Annotated in this window: 14 protein-coding genes; 7 read left to right on the forward strand and 7 right to left on the reverse strand. The window is 73.7% G+C overall.

Going from position 1 to position 18980, the window contains the following annotated elements:
* Positions 1-6: 6 nt before the first annotated feature.
* Entirely contained in the window at positions 7-450 is a 444-nt protein-coding gene (locus ACFLFB_RS11585) for an SRPBCC family protein (protein ID WP_392542331.1), read from the reverse strand.
* A gap of 79 nt (positions 451-529) precedes the next feature.
* On the opposite strand from ACFLFB_RS11585, the gene ACFLFB_RS11590 reads away from it, so the two are divergent.
* Entirely contained in the window at positions 530-2320 is a 1791-nt protein-coding gene (locus tag ACFLFB_RS11590) for an AMP-dependent synthetase/ligase (RefSeq protein ID WP_392542332.1), read from the forward strand.
* Positions 2321-2411: 91 nt separating this feature from the next.
* Complete coding sequence (locus tag ACFLFB_RS11595; RefSeq protein WP_392542333.1) at positions 2412-3749, forward strand: hypothetical protein; 1338 nt, start codon at positions 2412-2414, stop codon at positions 3747-3749.
* On the opposite strand, the gene ACFLFB_RS11600 is transcribed toward ACFLFB_RS11595, so the two are convergent.
* The 3 genes from ACFLFB_RS11600 to ACFLFB_RS11610 form a co-directional block, all read right to left on the reverse strand.
* Positions 3673-4983 (reverse strand): hypothetical protein, encoded by a 1311-nt coding sequence (locus ACFLFB_RS11600; RefSeq protein ID WP_392542334.1) that lies wholly within the window; start codon positions 4981-4983, stop codon positions 3673-3675. The genes ACFLFB_RS11595 and ACFLFB_RS11600 overlap by 77 nt on opposite strands.
* A gap of 28 nt (positions 4984-5011) precedes the next feature.
* Positions 5012-5281 (reverse strand): hypothetical protein, encoded by a 270-nt coding sequence (locus ACFLFB_RS11605; RefSeq protein ID WP_392542335.1) that lies wholly within the window; start codon positions 5279-5281, stop codon positions 5012-5014.
* 75 nt (positions 5282-5356) lie between these two features.
* Positions 5357-6031, reverse strand: a complete 675-nt coding sequence (locus ACFLFB_RS11610; RefSeq protein ID WP_392545414.1) for a winged helix-turn-helix transcriptional regulator — start codon at positions 6029-6031, stop codon at positions 5357-5359.
* A 188-nt stretch (positions 6032-6219) separates the two neighbouring features.
* Here ACFLFB_RS11610 and ACFLFB_RS11615 point away from each other — a divergent pair, with 188 nt between their 5' ends.
* Positions 6220-7086 (forward strand): class I SAM-dependent methyltransferase, encoded by an 867-nt coding sequence (locus tag ACFLFB_RS11615; RefSeq protein WP_392542336.1) that lies wholly within the window; start codon positions 6220-6222, stop codon positions 7084-7086.
* 46 nt (positions 7087-7132) lie between these two features.
* Here ACFLFB_RS11615 and ACFLFB_RS11620 read toward each other — a convergent pair whose 3' ends face one another.
* Positions 7133-13408 carry an Ig-like domain-containing protein gene (locus ACFLFB_RS11620; protein WP_392542337.1) on the reverse strand — a complete coding sequence of 2092 codons (6276 nt, stop codon included), beginning with the start codon at positions 13406-13408 and terminating at the stop codon, positions 7133-7135.
* Between the two features lie 220 nt (positions 13409-13628).
* Here ACFLFB_RS11620 and ACFLFB_RS11625 point away from each other — a divergent pair, with 220 nt between their 5' ends.
* Positions 13629-15347: a DEDD exonuclease domain-containing protein gene (locus ACFLFB_RS11625; protein WP_392542338.1), complete on the forward strand. Its 1719-nt coding sequence runs from the start codon at positions 13629-13631 to the stop codon at positions 15345-15347.
* 115 nt (positions 15348-15462) lie between these two features.
* Positions 15463-15744 carry an Lrp/AsnC family transcriptional regulator gene (locus tag ACFLFB_RS11630; protein WP_392542339.1) on the forward strand — a complete coding sequence of 94 codons (282 nt, stop codon included), beginning with the start codon at positions 15463-15465 and terminating at the stop codon, positions 15742-15744.
* Between the two features lie 21 nt (positions 15745-15765).
* Here ACFLFB_RS11630 and trpD read toward each other — a convergent pair whose 3' ends face one another.
* Positions 15766-16827: an anthranilate phosphoribosyltransferase gene (gene trpD / locus ACFLFB_RS11635; protein ID WP_392542340.1), complete on the reverse strand. Its 1062-nt coding sequence runs from the start codon at positions 16825-16827 to the stop codon at positions 15766-15768.
* Positions 16828-16841: 14 nt separating this feature from the next.
* Complete coding sequence (locus ACFLFB_RS11640; protein WP_392542341.1) at positions 16842-17294, reverse strand: hypothetical protein; 453 nt, start codon at positions 17292-17294, stop codon at positions 16842-16844.
* A 118-nt stretch (positions 17295-17412) separates the two neighbouring features.
* Between ACFLFB_RS11640 and ACFLFB_RS11645 the strand changes: the two genes are divergently transcribed.
* Positions 17413-18090 (forward strand): heme-copper oxidase subunit III, encoded by a 678-nt coding sequence (locus ACFLFB_RS11645; protein ID WP_392542342.1) that lies wholly within the window; start codon positions 17413-17415, stop codon positions 18088-18090.
* A 52-nt stretch (positions 18091-18142) separates the two neighbouring features.
* A complete protein-coding gene (locus ACFLFB_RS11650) occupies positions 18143-18955 on the forward strand; it encodes a c-type cytochrome (protein ID WP_392542343.1) in 813 nt (270 codons plus the stop codon).
* Positions 18956-18980: the final 25 nt, after the last annotated feature.

Raw genomic sequence — 18980 nt, forward strand, 5'->3', positions numbered from 1 at the left:
TCGGGCTCAGGCCTCGACGCGCTTCTTGAGCTCGGACAGGGCCGTGTTGATGATGTGCTTCTCGGCCTTGCGCTTGAGCATGCCGATCATCGGCATCGTGAGGTCGACCTCGAGGTCGTAGGTGACCTTGGTGCCGCCGGACGTGCGGGCGAGGGCGTAGCTGCCGGTGAGGCCCTTGAGGAGGGTGGCGCGCACGAGGCTCCAGCTGACCGTGCCGACGCCGTCGGCGTCGACGTCCCAGTCGTACTCCAGGACGTAGGTGTCCTTGATCGCGCCGGCGTCGAGGGCGAACTCGACCTGGTCGGCCCAGCCGTCGCCGTCCTCGGTGAGGACGGTGCACCGCTGCACCTGCTCGGCCCACTCCGGGTACCGCTCGAAGTCGGCGATGACGTCGAGGACGGCGCCGGGTTCGGCGGCGATCTCGACGGAGGACTGCGTGCGGTCGGCCATGGCAGGGAGGGTACCCGTACCCACGGGTCATAGAGTTGGGGTGTCACCGCCGACCCCGACGCGAAAGAGGGGCCCTTCCGTGCCCGAGAACTTCACACCTCTGGTGCTGCCCGCCACGACGAAGGGCAGCCTGGCCGACCTCCCCTCCCGCTGGGCCGACGCCGAACCCGACCGCGTGACGTTCTCGGTGCGTGAGGGCAAGGGCTGGGCCGACGTCACGGCCCGCACCTTCGCCACCGAGGTGGCCGAGCTGGCCAAGGGGTTCATCGCCGCGGGCATCGGCCCCGGCGAGGTCGTCGGCATCATGAGCCGCACCCGCTACGAGTGGACCGTCACCGACTTCGCCCTGTGGTCCGCCGGCGCCGTGCCCGTGCCGATCTACGAGACCTCCTCGGCCGAGCAGGTCCAGTGGATCCTCGCCGACTCCGGTGCCGTGGGGGTCGTCGTCGAGACGTCCGGCCACCAGGCCGCCGTCGACTCCGTGCGCGACCGCGTGCCCGACCTGCGCGAGGTGTGGAGCATCGACGCCGGCGACCTGTCCAGCCTGCGGCTCGACGGCGCCGACGTCGACGACGCCGACCTCACCGCCCGGCGCGAGGGCCTCGACCGCACCTCGCTCGCCACGGTCATCTACACGTCCGGCACCACCGGCCGCCCCAAGGGCGCCCAGCTCACCCACGGCAACTTCCTCACCCTGGCCGAGAACACCGCCGAGAAGCTGCCCGAGGTCATCAAGGCGGGCGGCGCCTCCACGCTGCTGTTCCTCCCGCTGGCGCACGTCTTCGCCCGGTTCATCGAGGTGCTCGCGGTGACGGGTGGGGTGCGGATGGGGCACTCGTCCGACATCAAGAACCTGCTCGACGACTTCTCCGCGTTCCAGCCCACCTTCATCCTCGCGGTGCCGCGGGTGTTCGAGAAGGTCTACAACTCCGCCGAGGCCAAGGCCGAAGCGGGGGGCAAGGGCAAGATCTTCGCGGGCGCCGCCGCCACGGCGATCGCCTGGTCGGAGGCCAAGGACGCCGGTGCCGTGCCGCTGGGGCTGCGCCTGCGCCACGGGGTGTTCGACAAGCTCGTCTACGCCAAGCTCCGCGACGCGATGGGCGGCAAGGTCCAGTACGCCGTGTCCGGCGGCGCGCCCCTCGGCACCCGGCTGGGGCACTTCTTCCGCGGCATCGGCGTGACGATCCTCGAGGGCTACGGCCTCACCGAGACCACCGCCCCGGCCACGGTGAACCTCCCCACCGCGATGAAGATCGGCACGGTCGGGCTGCCGCTGCCCGGCGTCTCGGTGCGCATCGCCGACGACGGCGAGATCCTCATCCAGGGCGTCAACATCTTCCGTGGCTACCACGGCAACGAGGCCGCCACGGCCGAGGCGGTGCGCGGCGACTGGTTCCACACCGGCGACATCGGCGACGTCGACGCCGAGGGGTTCCTGCGGATCACCGGGCGCAAGAAGGAGATCCTCGTGACGGCCGGCGGCAAGAACGTCGCCCCGGCCGTGCTCGAGGACCGGCTGCGCGCCCACCCGCTCGTGTCGCAGTGCATCGTCGTCGGCGACGGCAAGCCCTTCATCGCCGCGCTCGTCACCCTCGACGAGGAGATGTACCCGGCGTGGTCGGCCAACCACGGCCTCGACGGCGTGCCGCTGGCCGCCGCGCGCACCGACGAGCGGGTGCTCGCCGAGATCCAGAAGGCCGTCGACGACGCGAACACCGCTGTCTCCAAGGCCGAGTCGATCCGCAAGTTCGCCATCCTCGACACCGACTTCACCGAGGACTCCGGCCACCTCACGCCGTCGCTGAAGCTCAAGCGGAACGTCGTCATGCGCGACTTCGGCGACGAGGTCGACGCCCTCTACGGTGGCTGACCGCCGCGAGCCGGGTTCCGCGGCAGCGGGATCCGGCGGGCTCGGTGCGGGCTCGGCTGTGGCTGAACGCGGTTCGTCGCGTCGTTCCTCCTTGCCCGTCGCGGCCGTCGTCCTGGCGGTCGGGTGGCTCGCGTGGTTCGGCGTCATCCAGTGGTCGGTGGTGCGGTTCCGTGTGCCGATCGTCGTCACGCTGACCGTCGTCACGGCGCTGCTGGCGTGGTGGCTCTGGGGTTGGGTGTCGGTGCCGCTCCCCCGCTGGCTGGCCCCGGTGCTCGTCGTCGGCTCGACCGTCATCACGCTGACCGTGCCGCTGTTCTCCTACCTGCGCGGCGGGTGGCTGACCGCCGCCCTCGCCGTCCTCACGGTGGGCGGTGGGGCCTGCGCCGCGCTGCTGGCGCTGACCTCGCGGCGCGCCCAGCTGGGCGCGTTCGCCGCCGCGGTGGTCACCCACGTCGTGCTGTCGGTGGTGACGATCCTCGGCGACCGCGCGCCGCGCATCGACGTCTGGGTCATCCTCCAGCAGGGTGCCGACGCCCTGGCCCGCGGCGAGAGCTTCTACACGCAGGTGTGGACCGGCTCCCCCGGCGTCAAGGACCACTTCACCTACCTGCCGTGGATGGGCGTGCTCACCGCGCCCGGGCGATGGGTCGCGGGCGACGTGAGGTGGGCGATCCTCCTCTGGTCGCTCGTCCTGTTCGCCGGGCTGTGGGCGCTGGCGCGCGGGCAGGTGGAGCGCGCGGCCGCCGTCGTCGCCGTGCTCGTCCTCGCGCCGGGAACCCTGACCCAGGTCGACCAGGCGTGGACCGAGCCGGTGCTCGCCGCGCTGCTCGTGTGGTGGGCCGTCCTCGTCCGCCGCGGCCACGCGTGGTGGGCCGTCGTGCCGCTGGCGCTGGCCTGCGCGAGCAAGCAGCACCTGGCCCTGCTCGCCCCGGTGCTGCTGGTCTGGCGCCCGTTCGGGTGGCAGCGGACGCTGGCGGCCGGCGGCCTGGCCGGGGTACTGGTCCTGCCGTGGGTCCTCGCCGACGCCGCGGCCTTCCTCGACGACACCGTGACCACCCTGCTCACCTTCCACCCCATCAGGTTCGCCAACACCTGGTACCTCTACGCGCTCAACGAGCACGGGGTCGAGCTGCCGTTCGCGGTCACCGGGGTGGCGATGCTCGGTACGGTCGCCGTCGCTGCCTGGGCGGTCTGGCGCCGCACCCCCGAGCTGGGCGAGCTGCTGCGCTGGCTGGCTCTCGTGCTGGCCGTGGTGAACCTCGTGAACAAGCAGGCGTTCTACAACCAGTTCTGGCTCGTCGCCGCCCTCGTCATCGCCTCCCTCGCCGCCGACGCCTCCTCCGCGGAAAGGGTCAGCGGCGGGCGAGGTCGTCGAGGTGGGCGCGCCACTGCCGCACGAGGGCGGCCCGGCTGGTCCCGAGGACGCTGACGAGCGCGCGGTCGGTGGCCGCCTCGGCATCGGCGTCGGTGCCGGTGGACGAGCCTTCCCGGACCAGGCGCCGCACGGCCGACTCGCCGTAGCGCGCCACGAGGACCTCCACCGCCTGCCACCCGGCGAGGTAGGGCACCTCGATCGACCCGGAGGCGGGCTGGAGGGTGTCGAGCCGAGGGAGGTCGGTGGGCTCGCGCCCGGCCCTGACCTCGTCGAGCAGCGGGGCGAGGAGCTGCTCCACGGGCACGTCGGCCCGCTGGTAGCCGACGTGGTCGGCGTAGCCCTCGGCGAGCCAGGCGGCGGTCCGGCCCGGCACGGTGGCGCGCACGGCCACGTGGACGAGCTCGTGGGTGAGGACGACGTCGCGCCCCGCGGGGGTCAGGCTCGAGAAGGCCGCGGGGTCGAGGACGACGCGGTCGCCCGTGGCGCGGCCGGCACCGTCGGTCGGGCCCTCCGTCGTGGCCCCGACCTGCGCCGAGGCACCCCCGTCACGGCCGAGGAGCACGTCGGCCTCCTGCGAGATCGCCGGGGCGAGGACGAGCACCCGCTCCGGGGTGCGGGCCCAGTCGCGGCGCAGCACCGGGAGGGCACGACCCGCGATGCGGGCGTACTCGGCGAGCCGCTCGACGGCCACGGTCCCCGCCACCACGGCGTGCTCGGTGCGGCGGACCTGCAGTCCCGGAAGCGCGAGCCAGGGTGCCGTGGAGCCGGGCCCCGAGGGCTGCTCCGAGGCGACGAACCACCGGCCCTCGGCCCGCACGACCCGGACCGACACGGCAGCAGTGCGGTCGCCACGGTCGAGGTCGTCGACCCGGTAGCGCAGCACCGCAGAGGCGAGCGACGCGGGCTCGCCCGGCAGGGCCGTGGGGTCGCGGTCGAGCTGGACGTCCTCGACCGCCAGGCGTGACACCCGCAGGTCGCGGGCCGCACGGAACGTCGTGAGCTGGCGGTCCTGCGCCGCGGCGTCGCCGCGCGACACGGTGGCGGCGAAGGCCCCGTCGTCCCCGGCGACGAGTGCACCGGCGCGCGCCGTGAGCAGGGCGGTGACCTCCTGGAGGTCCTCCGGAGCTGGCTGCACCTCGGGGGAGGACGGCTCCCCCGTCGGCGCCGTCGTGGGCTCGACCCCCTCCCCGCCCGTGCAGGCCGCGAGTGCGGCACCCCCCACGAGCCCCAGCGCGATACCGAGCACGCCCCGGCGGTCGGGTCGGGACGGCATCGACGGTCGGGGCACCGGCCCATCGTAGGAACCGGCCCCGGGGTCAGCCGACGGCGCGGCCTCCCTCGGACGCCGGAACCGCAGCACCGAGGTCGAGCCGGACCCGTGCGCGGGCGGCCTCCTCGACGTCGACGAGCCCGGCGTGGACGAGCCGCGTGACGGCGGCGCGCTCCTCGGGGTCGAGCGCGGTGTCGGTGCGCCGCGAGGGCGCCGTGAGCTCGAGCAGGACGGGCACCATGCAGTCGCCGCAGTGCAGCTCGCGCACGGGGCACGTGCGGCACTCGACGGTCATCGTGCTGATGTGGCCTGACATTCGTGGTCACCCCTTTCCCGGTGGACTGGTGACCACGCTAGGGACGACCACCGACACCCCACCGGTGGGGCGGCCTCAGGCGGGTCGGGGCACCGTCGCCAGCAGGGACTGGCCCATCCACCCGGGGACCTCGCGGGCGACCTCCCGCGGCGCCTCCACCCGCAGCTTCCCGGACCGCTGCGCCTGCGCCCAGTCCACGTCGCCACGCCACACCCGCGTCAGGGTCCGCAGCGACGTGTCGACCGTCGCCACCACCTCGAAGCCGGGGTCGGCGTCGCAGATGTCGACGTCGTCGCCGGCCACGCACACCCACCACCGCGACACCGGTGTCGCCACGTCGTCGAACCGGATCGCGACCACCGTGCGCTCCCGCGGCCACGACGCCACGGGGATGGTGCGCTTGACGTCCCACATGAGCAGGTGCGGGTCGAGGTCCTCCTCCCCCAGCTCACCCACCCAGCGCGCGCCCCACGCCCCGAGCGCGTCGACGAGGGGTCGCAGCTCGAGTCCCGAGGGCGTCAGCTCGTACGACGTGCGCCCGCCGTCGAGGACGCGGCGGACCACCCCGGCGCGCTCGAGCCGTCGCAGCCGCTTCGACAGCAGCGCCGGCGACATCTTCGGGTTCCCCCGGCGCAGCTCGTTGAAGTGCCGGCTCCCCAGGAGCAGCTCACGGATGACGAGCAGCGTCCACCGCTCGTCGAGCACCTCCATGGCCTTGGCCACCGGGCAGAACTGTCCGTACGACGACATCGGCACGCCACCTCCTGCAGGGCGCGACGGGCGCCCCTGAGGAGCCAGTGCACACCCGTCGGCCCGGCCGGCGCCAGTACAGATCGTGAACCGGTCGCGGTACAGATCCGGCACTGGAGAGCGCGGGCCGGCCCGGGCGACCGTGGACGGGCCGCAGACAGCGGCACGAACGCACCGAGGAGCACCGCATGACCAGCACGACCAGCACGACCAGCACCACCGACGACGGCGTCCGCCTCGGCGGCGCCCCTGAGGTCAAGCGCCGGCACCGGGCCATGTGGGCCCTGGGCGACTACCCCGCCGTGGCCACCGACATCGTGGCGCCGCTCGGCCCGGTCCTCGTCCACGCCACCGGCATCGGGCCCGACGACCGCGTCCTCGACGTCGCCGCGGGCTCCGGGACCGTCGCCCTGCCCGCCGCGGCCACGGGGGCCGACGTCACGGCGTCGGACCTGACGCCCGAGCTGCTCGTGGTGGGCGAGCAGCTGGCGAGGCGGGCCGGGCTCGACCTCACCTGGGAGGAGGCGGACGCCGAGGCGCTCCCCCACGACGACGCGGAGTTCGACGTCGTCACCTCCTGCGTCGGCGTGATGTTCGCGCCGTTCCACCAGCCCGCGGCGGACGAGCTCGTCCGGGTCCTGCGGCCCGGCGGCCGCCTCGGGCTCGTCAGCTGGACGCCGACGGGCTTCATCGGCGCGATGTTCGGTGTGATGCGGCCGTACGCGCCGCCGCCGCCGGAGGGCGCCCAGCCGCCGCCGCTGTGGGGCGACGAGGGCCACGTGCGCGCCCTGCTCGGCGACCGGGTCGACGACCTCGTCGCGACGACGGCCACCGTGGCCGTGGGCTGCTTCGCCGACGGCGCCGCCTTCCGCGACTACTTCAAGGCCAACTACGGCCCCACCATCGCGACCTACCGTTCCATCGCGGAGGACGCGGAACGGGTCGCCGCCCTCGACACCGCCCTCGCCGAGCTGGGCGACGACGCGCTGACGCAGGGGCCGGGCGACGGCGTCATGGAGTGGGAGTACCTGCTCGTCACGGCCACGCGCTCCTGACGGGGTGGTGGTGCGGCACAGCGGATCTGGCTGTGCCGGACCGCCATCACCAGTTGACCCAGCCCGAGGTGGCGCTGCCCGGGTTGAGGTCGAGCTTGATCTCGTTGGCCAGGTTCGGGTCGATGGAGCAGTACCCGCCGCTGTGCGTGCCGTCGCCGTTGACGCGCACGCTCGTGGTGAACCACGGTGTCGCGCGGTGGTTGTAGGTGCACACCAGGGTGTAGTTGCCCGCCGGGACGTTGTTCGCCCGCCAGTTGACGATGCGGCAGTTGCCGCAGCTGGCCGAGTCGTACCCGCCCTTGGAGATGCCGCTGATGCTGGCCGGTGGGTTGGGGATCGACTGGCTGTCGGGGCCGGCCCAGGTCGACCAGGTCCCGCCCGCGAAGGCGCGGACCTCCAGCCGGTAGGTGCCCCCGTCCTGCCCGTCGAAGCTGACCTGGGTCCGGGCCGAGCCGAAGGTCTGGTCGACGGCACCGCGTACCTGCACCTGCTGGATCGGGCGCCCGTTGGTGGGCAGGTTCCACGACCAGGTGATCCGGTTTCCGCTGCGGGTGCTGCTCAGCCCGGTGGGCTGCAGCGCCGGACCATAGGGAGTCGCGGTGTCGGACACCCGGTTCGACGCGCTGCCACCGGAGTTCACGGTCCACACGGTGATCGTGTAGGCCTTGGTGGGGCTCGTGTCGAACGGGCCGATGGGGAAGACGACCTGCGACCCCGGCGCACACCCGCACTGGTGCGTGCCGCTCTGGCCGCCGCCCTGCCAGCGGATGGCGGTGAAGGACCCGGCGCGCGGCTGGCCCACCCCCACGGTCAGCTGGATGCGCTGGTTGTCGTTGGGGGTCGCGGCACTCACCGTGGGGGTCGACGGCTGACCGACCGAGGTGAAGCTGGACGCGTTGGCCTTGGGCCCCTCGAGGCCGGCGCCGTTGGTCAGCGTGACCGTGTACCGGTAGGTGCGACCGTCGTACGGGATGACGACCGTGGTCGAGCGGACGTCAGGAGCGGTGTCGCGCACGAGCGTCCACCCACCGCCGTCGACCGACTGGTACACCGAGTACTTCGTCGTGGGCGGCCCGTTCGGCGAGCCCTGCTCCCAGCTGAGGGTGAGGGTGGCCGAGTCGGCGGCCGGTCCCGGGCCGCTCGCCGCGATGCCCGGCGCGGGAAGGGCGGGCGGCGTGCCGGCCGACTGCATCGTCACGGCGGGTCCGAACGGACCGGCGCCGAGCTCGTTCCACGCCTGCACCTGCACCGACTGCTCGGCCATGTTGTCCAGGCCACCGACGGAGGTCTGGCGGGTCGGAGCCGTGACCTCCTGCGTCTTCGTCGAACCGGAGGACGAGATGAGCCGGACCACGTACTTGCGCAGGGCACTCCCCTCGTTCTGCGGCGCGTCCCACGCGATGGTCAGCGTGCCGTCACCGCGGTCGACCATGCGCACGCCCGTGACCTGGCGCGGCAGCGTGTCGGGCCGGACGGTGTTGCTCTGCGCGCTGGGGTTGCCCTCACCGATGCCGTTGCGGGCGGTGACCGTGAAGGCGTAGTCCTCGCCGTTGGTCAGGCCGGTGACGGTGCAGGGCGAGGCACGGCACACCGTGGGCTTCGCGCTGCCCACCGTGGCGCGCAGCGTGTACTCCGACACCGGGAGGCCGCCATCGTAGGTCGGCGGGAGCCACGACACGCGGGCCTGCCCACCGGCGTCGCGGTCGGCCACCGCGGACACCTGGCGCGGCTCGCCGGGGCGTCCGAGCATGGTCACCGCCACGCGACCCGCGGCGGTGCGCCCCGGGGCGTCGGAGACGCTGATCGCCACGGACGCCGTGGGGCTGGGCTGCGTGCCGACGGTGAGGGTGAGGCGGCAGCCCGAGGACGTCGCCGTGAGCCCCGTGCCCTTCTCGACGCGGGCCGCGGTGATGCTGCACGCGGGGTCGGCGAGCGGGGAGTCGAGGTAGGACGCGACGTCGACGGTGCGCGTCTCGCCCTCCTTGAGACCCGTGACCGAGATCGGGCGCAGGCGCGGCGGCGGCACCGGGCTGTCGGCGCCCTGCTGGCCCGCCAGGGCCAGGCCCGCGGCGTCCTTGCCGATGACCTGCACCGCGATGGCGGCCGGCGTCGGCATCCCCTCGGACGTCACCGTGAGGCGCCCCAGCGAGGTCCGCGCGGAGTCGTCGGCGTGGAGGGTGAGGCGGCGGTTGCCCACGCCGTCGACGGCGAGAGAGGCGTCGGCCTCGGTGGCCCAGCTGGTCTCGAACGGGACGTCCTCGAGCGTGGTGCCGACCGGGAACCAGGCGTGGCAGAACGTGGGGATGTCGATGACGCGGTCGAGCCCACCGGCGATGACGTTGACGGCGCCGTCCGGGCAGCGCAGCAGCGGCACCCTGGGGCCGACCTGCACGGGGATCGACACGTAGGCGGTGCCGAAGTCCTTCTGGTCGACGGCGTCCTGGTCGGTGACCTCGAGCATCACCGCGGCGGGTCCGACGTACCCCCCGGAGGAGGTGAGGGTGAGGGTGCGGTTGTCGTCGAGGGCGACCTCGAGGTTCTCGGCCGGCGAGGCGCTCAGCGTCTTCTCGGTGGTGACGGACACGACGCGACCACGGGGCGACCGCACGTGGTCGTTGAGGGCCACCGTCTGGGTCGAGTCCTTGCCCATCGTGATGACCGTGCCCGCCACGACGAAGGGCTGGCCGTTGGCGCCCGTGGGCACGTGGACCAGGGCCATGGCGCGCGCGCCGTCCTCGTCCTGGATGACGTAGGGCACCGAGTACGGGTGGTCGAGGACCGGCACGCGGACGCGGCCCTCCTCGACCCGGGCGCCCGGCGCGAGCACCTCGACGATCTTCAGCGTGGCGGGGTCGGAGTCGACGTCGGTGTCGTTGGCGAGCACGTCGACCAGGGCGGTGGTCTCCCCCGCCCTGGGCGCCGCGACGTCGTCGTTGGCCACCGGCGGGTTGACGTACCCCGCCACGGGACGCACGAGCACGGTGGCGCGCGAGGGGTCGAACAGGCCGTCGGAGATGCTGTAGACGAGCTGGTGCAGGGTGGTGCCACCGACGTCGGGGACCTTGGTCGTCATCGTGTGGTCGTCGTCGACCGTCCACTGCCGCAGCATCGCGGGGTCGTCGCCGGGCAGGACCTCGAGCTCGACGACGTCACCGCGGGCGATGAGGTCGTTGGTCAGCGGCTTGACGGTGACGGTCTTGCCCGGCGCGGCGAACACCTCGTCGGGGACGGCCACCGGGGGCTGGGGGTCACCCGGCTGGACGACCCCGACCCGCACGAACGCGCGGCTCGTGGCCCCGAACCGGTCGCGCACCTCGTAGGTGATGACCTCGGTGCCGGCGGCGAGGGGGAACGACTCGTAGCGGATCGTGGACGGCCCGATGGCGACGACGCGGCCCAGCGTGAGGTCGACCGGCCCGCCGTCGGCGCCCACGACGCCGGTCACGGTGACGCTGTCGCCGTCCGGGTCGACGCCGAAGGTCGGCACGGTCATCGTGATGGGGTCGCCGGCCGTGACCGTGGCGGTGAAGCTGCGCGCGACCGGCGCCTGGTTGACCCGCTGGGTCGACGGCAACGGGGTGACGGCCACGCGCACGCGGGCGCTCTGGGCGCGCTCCTTCATCCCGTCGCCGTAGGCCGCGTACTCGAGCGTGACGAACTTCTCCGCGCGCAGCCCACGTGCCTCCGGCACGTAGCGGATGACGTTGCCCGACGCGTAGGCCCGCTGGGCGTCGCCCTTGCTGACGACCTTGACGCTGGCGGGGTCGAGGACGAGGGGGATGCCGTCGGCCATCGTGTCGTTGTCGAGGACGGGGATCGAGACGGTGTCGCCCTCGCGGACGGTGGCGGTGTCGTCCTGGACGAGCGGCACGGGGTCCTCGATGGCCGCCTGCTGGAGGACGGCCACCTCGCCCGTGGTGCGCTGCGTGCCGTCGCTGACGGTGTACCGGATGACGCCGCGCCGGCCCTCGGCCCCGGCCTCCAGCGGTGCGGGCTCGCGCGCCTCGATGCGCACCCAGCGCCCCTGGTAGATCGAGGGCTGGAGCCACGCGTCGGTGCCGGTGGCCTTGACCTCCGCCGTGACGAGCACGTCGCCGCGGGGGCTGTAGTCGTTGGCGAGGACGTCGACCATCACGGGGACCTGGTCGTGGAGCGTCGCGGTGTCGGGCACCGAGACCGGCGGCGCGCCCTCGGGCGGGGCCACGACGTCGACTCGGATGCGGCCCGGGGCGACGCCACCGCCGGTGACGGCGGAGTAGGAGAGCTCGTACGTGCCGGGCGCGCTGCTCGTGACCGTGACCTGCCCCGTGGACAGGTCGGTGTCGACCTGGAGCGGGCCCACGGGTCGCACGGCCGAGCGCAGCCGCAGGACGGCGTCGGGCTCGCTGGGGTCGGCGCCGGCGACGTCGTTGCCGAGCGGCTCGACCTGCAGCGGCTTGCCGACGACGCCGCGGACCGCGTCGGGCTGGGTGCGCGGCGGGAGGAGCGTGCTTTCGCCGGAGACGGCGACGACCTGGGCCTCGACGGCACCCTTGGTGGTGCCGCCCCGCCCGTCGGTGACGAGGTACGGGATGGGCTGGCGGCCGGCCTTGGTGGGGGCCACGAGGGTGACCCGGCCCTGGCCGTCGACGACGCCGCCCTCGACGTCGGCGCGCGCGGCGAGCACGTCGTTCTCGGGGTCGCGCCAGTCGGCGAGCACCGGCACCGAGAGGCGCTTGCCCGCGATGACCGGGTAGGCGGCCTTGGCGAGCGACGCTCCGGGCCGCAGCCGTGGGGGGCCGTTGACGTCGTCGGACACGATGCGCACGGTGACCTTGGCGGCCTCCTTCGAGACGACCTTGCCGTTGTTGACCTTGTAGGTGAAGTCGAAGGACCGCCCCTCGCTGCCCTCGGGGACCGAGACGTCGATCGACTGGCCGTCGGCCGACACGGTGGCCGCGACGCCCTCGAGGGAGGGGCGCGAGACGTCCTTGCTGTCGATGGAGAGCACCGAGCCGGCGACGTCGGTGTCGTTGTCGAGGACGTGGAGCTTGCTCGTGCGCCCGGGGCGCACGCCCTCCTGGTCGGCCATGGCCGTGGGCGGCTGCTGGAGGGTGGCCTCGTTGAGGAGGTTCTCGTCCTTCTTGTCGTTGTCGTCGTCCTGCTTGGTCGGCGGGGTGAGCGCGTCCCAGTTGTCGATCTTCTGGGGCTTGTCGTCGAGGTCCCAGACGCCGCCGTTGTCGAGGTCGTTGAGGACGACGAGGCCGCGGTTGACGCGCAGGGCGACGCCGTCGCGGGTGGGGGCGTCACCGGTGGTGGGCAGGGTGGCGGTGAGCGCGTCGTCGGTGCGGCCGCAGTTGGCGCCGTAGAAGACCCGGCCCTCCTCGGCCCACGCGGCGTGGACGCAGCCGCCGAGGACGACCGGCCGGGCGATGAGGACGGCGCCGGGCACGCGGTCGACCTGGTCGCCGATGCGGACCCCTCCGGGCGAGGTCCCGCCGTCGAGCGGGACCTGCACCGCGGCCTCGACGCCCTCGACGACGACCGTGTCGGCGTCCGGGCCGGGCTGCTGGAGCGCGGCGAGCGCGGAGCCACCGGGCGTGACGACCTGGGCGTCCTGGCCGTCGGGGTCGTCGGCGGTGAAGACGAGGTCGGTGACTGCGTCGTAGGCGACCCAGCGGCGGCCGACGGCGGTGATGTCGGGGGCGGCGGAGCGCAGTTTCGTGGGCACCGCCACGGGCTTGCCGAAGCCGGTCTGGGTGGGCGCGACGGAGGTGGCCCTGCCGTCGGCGCCGGAGACGGCGTGGACCACCCCGTCGGTGCCCACGGCCAGCGCACCGTTCTTCCCGATGGTCGCCACGGGCTTGGCGCCCGTGGCGATGCCGGGGGCGTTCTCGATGCCGGTGCGGCTGTCGACGCGCTGCGCCCAGATCTTGCCGCTGGCGGGGTCGAGGACGGCCAGGGTTCCGCCGCGCAGGTCGACGAGTGCCGGGGCGAACCGGCCGGGGACCACCTTCGAGGGCGGGACGCTCGTGAGCGGGTTGCCGGCCATCGACGTGGCGACGTCGATGGGGACGAGCTCACCCGTCCCGGGGGTGAGGCCGAGGACGGCGGCGCCGTCCTGGAGGACGTCGAGGCCGTCGCCGGCTGAGGCGCCGCTCGCGACGCCGGTGTCGAGCTGGCCGATCGGGACGTTGGCCTTGGCGAACTTCGCCTGCGCGGCCGAGCTGACCCACACGCCGGCGTCGTTGAGCCGCGCCTCGTGGACGGTGCTGCCCTCGCTGGCCACGGCCACGTACCCCAGGCCCGAGGCCACGAGCACGACGGCCATGAGGCTCGCCACCCGGCGATGCCCCCGCCTCCCCGATCCAGCTGCCACGCCGTGCGTCCCCTCGGTCCACCCCGCGCCGGCCCCTCGCCGGACGCGAGCCCAACCCTAACCGCGACCACCCCCACCGCGGGCCGGGTCGGCCGGGGAGCGCTCCCCGCCCGCCCGCCGCCCGCTCCAGCCCGGGCCAGCGCGCCTCACGGGGGCTGTCGGTGGCGCCACCTACGGTCACGGCATGGCGATGGTCCAGGGCACGTTCGACGACCTGGGCACCGCGCTGTCCACGGTCACGTTCGTCGTCGTCGACCTCGAGACCACCGGCGGCAGCCCGGCCGAGTGCGGCATCACCGAGATCGGCGCCGTCAAGGTGCGCGGCGGCGAGGTCGTCGGCGAGTTCCAGACCCTCGTCAACCCCGGCTCCCCCGTCCCGGCGTTCATCTCCGTGCTCACGGGCATCACCGACTCGATGGTTGCGGGCGCCCCGCGCATCGAGGCCGCCCTGCCCGCCTTCCTCGAGTTCGCCACCGGCGCGGTGCTCGTCGCCCACAACGCCGGCTTCGACGTCTCCTTCCTCAAGGCCGCCGCCCGCCGCACCGAGCACGAGTGGCCGGGCTTCCCCGTCCTCGACACCGTGCACCTCGCGCGGCAGCTGGTCCGCAAGGACGAGGCGCCCAACCACCGCCTGGCCTCCCTCGCCCGCCTGTTCCACGCCACCACCACCCCCGACCACCGGGCCCTGCACGATGCGCGGGCCACCGTCGACGTCCTCCACGGGCTGCTCGAGCGGGTCGGCTCGCTCGGCGTCCACTCCCTCGAGGAGCTGCTCGACTACACCTCCCGGGTCACCCCCGCCCGCCGCCGCAAGCGCCACCTCGCCGACGGGCTCCCCGACGCCCCCGGGGTGTACCTGTTCAAGGACGGCCAGGGCCGGGTCCTGTACGTCGGCACCTCGGTCGCCATCCGCACCCGGGTGCGGTCCTACTTCACGGCCTCCGAGCACCGCAAGCGGATGGGCGAGATGGTGCGGCTCGCCGAGTCGGTCAGCCCCATCGTCTGCGCCACCACGCTCGAGGCCGAGGTCCGCGAGCTGCGGCTCATCGCCCAGCACAAGCCGCGCTACAACCGGCGCTCGCGCCACCCCGAGAAGGCCCTGTGGGTCAAGCTCACCGTCGAGCCGTTCCCCCGCCTGTCGGTCGTGCGCACCGTCGCCGACGACGGCGCCCGGTACGCCGGTCCCTTCGGCTCGCGCACCTCCGCCGAGGCCGCGGTCGCCGCCGTGCACGAGGTCCTGCCCCTGCGGCAGTGCCTCGAGCGGCTCTCCCCCACCAAGCTGCGCTCGGCGTGCGTGCTCGCCGAGATGGGCAAGTGCGGTGCGCCCTGCACCGGCGCCCAGTCGCTCGACGAGTACGCCGAGGTCGTCGACCGCGCCGTCGAGCTCCTCGCCGGCGACACCCGCGACCTCCTCGACGCCCTGCGCACCCGGATGGCCGAGCTGTCGGCGGCCGAACGCTTCGAGGACGCGCAGGTGGTCCGCGAGCGGCTCGTCGCCCTCGTGCGCGGTACCACGCGCGCGCAGCGCCTCGACCCCCTCGCCCGCATCGTCGAGCTCGTCGCCGCCCGGCGCTCGATGCTCGGCGGCTGGGAGGTCGTCTGCGTGCGCCACGGCCGCCTCGCCGGCTCCACCACCGCCCCGCGCGGCGCCGACCCGATGCCCTACATCGAGGCCCTGCGCGCCAGCGCCGAGGTCGTCGCCGCCTCCGCTCCGCCCATGCCCGCCGCGACCCCCGAGGAGAGCGAGAAGATCCTGCGCTGGCTCGAGACGCCCGGGGTGCGCGTCGTCGAGGTCGACGGCGCGTGGACCTGCCCGGTCGGTGGAGCCGCCGCGGTGCGTGCCGAGCTCGAGCCGCTGGAGACCGCACGGCGCGAGGTCGCGGGCTTCGCCGGCGTGCGCTGACCCGCGACGTGCCGCCCGGCCACGCGCGCAGCACCCCCCCTGCCGCCCCGGTGTCCGTGACGCCGCGCGCGAGGTGGCGGAACCACCCGCGGCGCACCGTGGCTACGCTGAGCCGGTGATCACCGCCATCGTCCTCATCACCGCCGACGTCGACCGCATCCCCGAGGTCGCCCAGGAGATCGCCGACCTCGAGGGGGTCACCGAGGTGTACTCGGTCGCGGGCGACGCCGACCTCATCGCCATGGTCCGCGTCCGCCGGCACGAGGACCTCGCCGACACCATCGCCGACAAGCTCAACAAGGTCACCGGCGTCACGGGCACCAACACGCACATCGCGTTCCGCACCTACTCCTCGCACGACCTCGAGGCGGCCTTCAGCCTCGGCCTCGAGGGCTGACCCCACGCGGCCGCGGAGGCCTCAGGCGGTGAAGGAGCGGGTGACCTCGACCCAGCGCTCGAGCAGCGCGGTCGCGGCCCCGGAGTCGATGGCCGCCTCGGCGCGGTCGATGCCCGAGCGCACCGCCACGGCCAGCCCCTCGCGGGTGACGGGGACCGACTCGTCCCAGGCGGCGACGGCCAGCGCCATCCCGGCGTTGAGGACGACGGCGTCACGGACCGGACCGAGCGCCCCACCGAACGTGTCGCGCGCGACCTGCGCGTTGTGCTCGGCGTCCCCGCCCCGCAGCGCCTCGACCGGAGACCGCTCGAGCCCCAGGTCGGCCGGGTCGAGCACGAGCTCGGTGACCGAGCCGTCGCGGACCCACCACACCGTGGAGGTCGTGGCGAGCGTGAGCTCGTCGAGCCCGTCGTCGCCGCGGAACACCGCCGCCGGCCGGCCGCGGCCGGCGAAGACCCCCGCCAGCAGGGGGGCGAGGCGGGCGTCGGCCACCCCGACCGCCGTGTAGGTCGGCTGGCCGGGGTTGGTCAGCGGGCCGAGGGCGTTGAAGGCTGTCCCCACCCCGAGACCGGCACGGGCCGCGGCCGCGTGCCGCATCGAGGGATGGAAGGCCGCCGCGAAGCAGAAGGTGATCCCCGCCCGGCGGGCGACCTCGGCCACCTGCTCGGGAGCCAGCGTCAGGTCGACGCCCAGCGCCTCGAGGACGTCGGCGGACCCCGAGGAGGAGGACGCCGCGCGGTTGCCGTGCTTGACGACCCGCAGCCCGGTGGAGGCGACGACGACCGAGGCCATCGTCGAGATGTTGACCGAGTGCATCCGGTCACCGCCGGTGCCGACGATGTCGGTGCTCGGTCCGTCGACCTCGATGCGGTGCGCGTGCGCCAGCATCATGTCGGCCAGGCCGCGCAGCTCGTCGACGGTCTCGCCCTTGGCGCGCAGGGCGACGAGGAAGCCGGCCAGCTGCACGGGCGAGGCCGCGCCGCTCATCACCTGGTCCATCGCCCAGCGGGCGTCGTCGGCGGAGAGGTGCTCACCGCGCAGGAGGGCGGCGAGCAGGTCCGGCCACGTGGGGGTGACCGGCACGGGGGCCGTCACGGTCAGCCGGCGGTCGCGACCCGCGACCGCGCGAGGCGCGCGATGGCCTCGGAGACGGCGATCGGGTCGAGGGGGTGCGGGACGACCTCGTCGGCGAGCGACCAGCCCGCGAGCCAGGCGTCCTGGGGCCGGCCGGTGAGGACGAGCACGGGCGGGCAGCGGAAGATCTCGTTCTTCAGCTGGCGGCACAGGCCGAGCCCACCGACGGGCGTGGCCTCGCCGTCGAGGACGACGACGTCGTGGCCGCCGGCGTCCATCGCCTCGATGACCGCCTTGGCGGTCGCGCACTCGAGCCAGGAGACGACCTCGACGTCGCGCGCGGGGCGACGACCGGCGGCCGCGCGGACCGCGTCGCGCACGGTGATGTCGTCGCTGTAGAGCAGCACCGACACGCGGTGGACGTCCTGCGTGCTCGAGGCCTGTGCCGGGGTCCCGGTGGCGTGCGAAGAGGTCATGTCGGCATCGTACCGGTGGCCCCCACAGCGCTCCGACGCCGTCCCGACGGTCCATTCCACGACCGATGTCGAGGCTTTCGGGGGGTCACCGCAGCACGTCTTCCCAGATGCGGCAATAATGCTCTCCGTGGCGACTTCGACTGCTCCCCAGACCCGGCCCACGGGGCCCGTCCCGTCGATCCCCGGTCAGGGGCCGGCGACCCGCCCGAACATGGTCGCAGTGGGCACGATGGTGTGGCTGTCCAGCGAGCTGATGTTCTTCGCGGCGCTGTTCGCGTTCTACTTCACGATCCGCGGCCACGAGCCGGTGCTGTGGGACGAGCGCACCGGCCAGCTCAACGTCCCGTTCGCCCTGGCGAACACCACGGTGCTCGTCATCTCCTCCGTCTGGTGCCAGCTCGGCGTCCTCCAGGCCGAGAAGGGTGTCGTGGCCCGACCGGCCGGCAGCCCCCTGACCAAGGTCACCGCGTGGGGCATGCGCGAGTGGTACGTCCTCACCTACTTCTTCGGGGCGATCTTCATCGCCGGCCAGGTCTACGAGTACGCCCACCTCGTCGCCGAGAACGTCACGCTCTCCTCCGACCCGTACGGCTCGGTCTTCTACCTCGCCACCGGCTTCCACGGCCTGCACGTCACCGGAGGCCTCATCGCCTTCCTGCTGATCATCGGGCGCACCTTCACCACGCGGCGCTACTCGCACACCCAGGCCACGGGTGCGGTGGTCACCTCGTACTACTGGCACTTCGTCGACGTGGTCTGGATCGCCCTGTTCATCATGATCTACGTCCTGAAGTGACCCCAGGTTCCCCCGACTCCCCCCGACCCGACGCCGACGACAGGAACAGACCGTGAACGCACTGGCCGCCCGCCGCCGACACCCGGCAGCGATCGCCATCCTCCTCATGCTGGGCCTGTTCCTCACGGGTGCCGCGTACGCCGCGGTCGCGCCCAAGCCTGCTGACGCCACGACGAAGGCCCTTCCGGCCCAGTCGGTCGAGGAGGGCAAGGCCCTGTTCCGGGCGAACTGCGCCTCGTGCCACGGCCTGAACGCCGAGGGTCGCCAGACCGGCAACGACGACAAGGTCGCCGGTCCGTCGCTGGCCGGTGTCGGTGCCGCGGCGGTCGACTTCCAGATGGGCACCGGCCGCATGCCGATGACCGTCCCCGGTGTCCAGGCGCCCCGCCAGGACGAGGTCAAGTACTCGCCCGAGGAGATCGCCTCCGTCGGTGCCTACATCGCCTCGCTCTCCCCCGGTCCCGAGGTCCCCAGCGAGGAGGCCGTCGACCCCACCAAGGGTGACCCCGCCCGCGGTGGCGAGCTGTTCCGCGTCAACTGCGCCATGTGCCACAACTTCGCCGGCGCCGGTGGCGCGCTCACCCGCGGCAAGTACGCCCCCGCCCTCAACGACGTCACCGGCAAGCACATCTACGAGGCCATGGTCACCGGCCCGCAGAACATGCCGGTGTTCAACGACGCCAACGTCTCCCCGGAGAACAAGCGCGACATCATCGCCTTCCTCACGACCATCGACGAGGAGCCCAGCCAGGGCGGCCTCGCGCTCGGGTCACTCGGCCCCGTCTCGGAGGGCCTGTTCGCCTGGGTCTTCGGCCTGGGCCTGCTCATCGCCTGCGCCGTCTGGCTCGGGTCGAAGTCGGCCTAGCCGACCCACGACGTCCCCACCGCAC

The organism is Oryzobacter telluris (assembly GCF_043099285.1).
Classification (GTDB): Bacteria; Actinomycetota; Actinomycetes; order Actinomycetales; family Dermatophilaceae; genus Oryzobacter; species Oryzobacter telluris.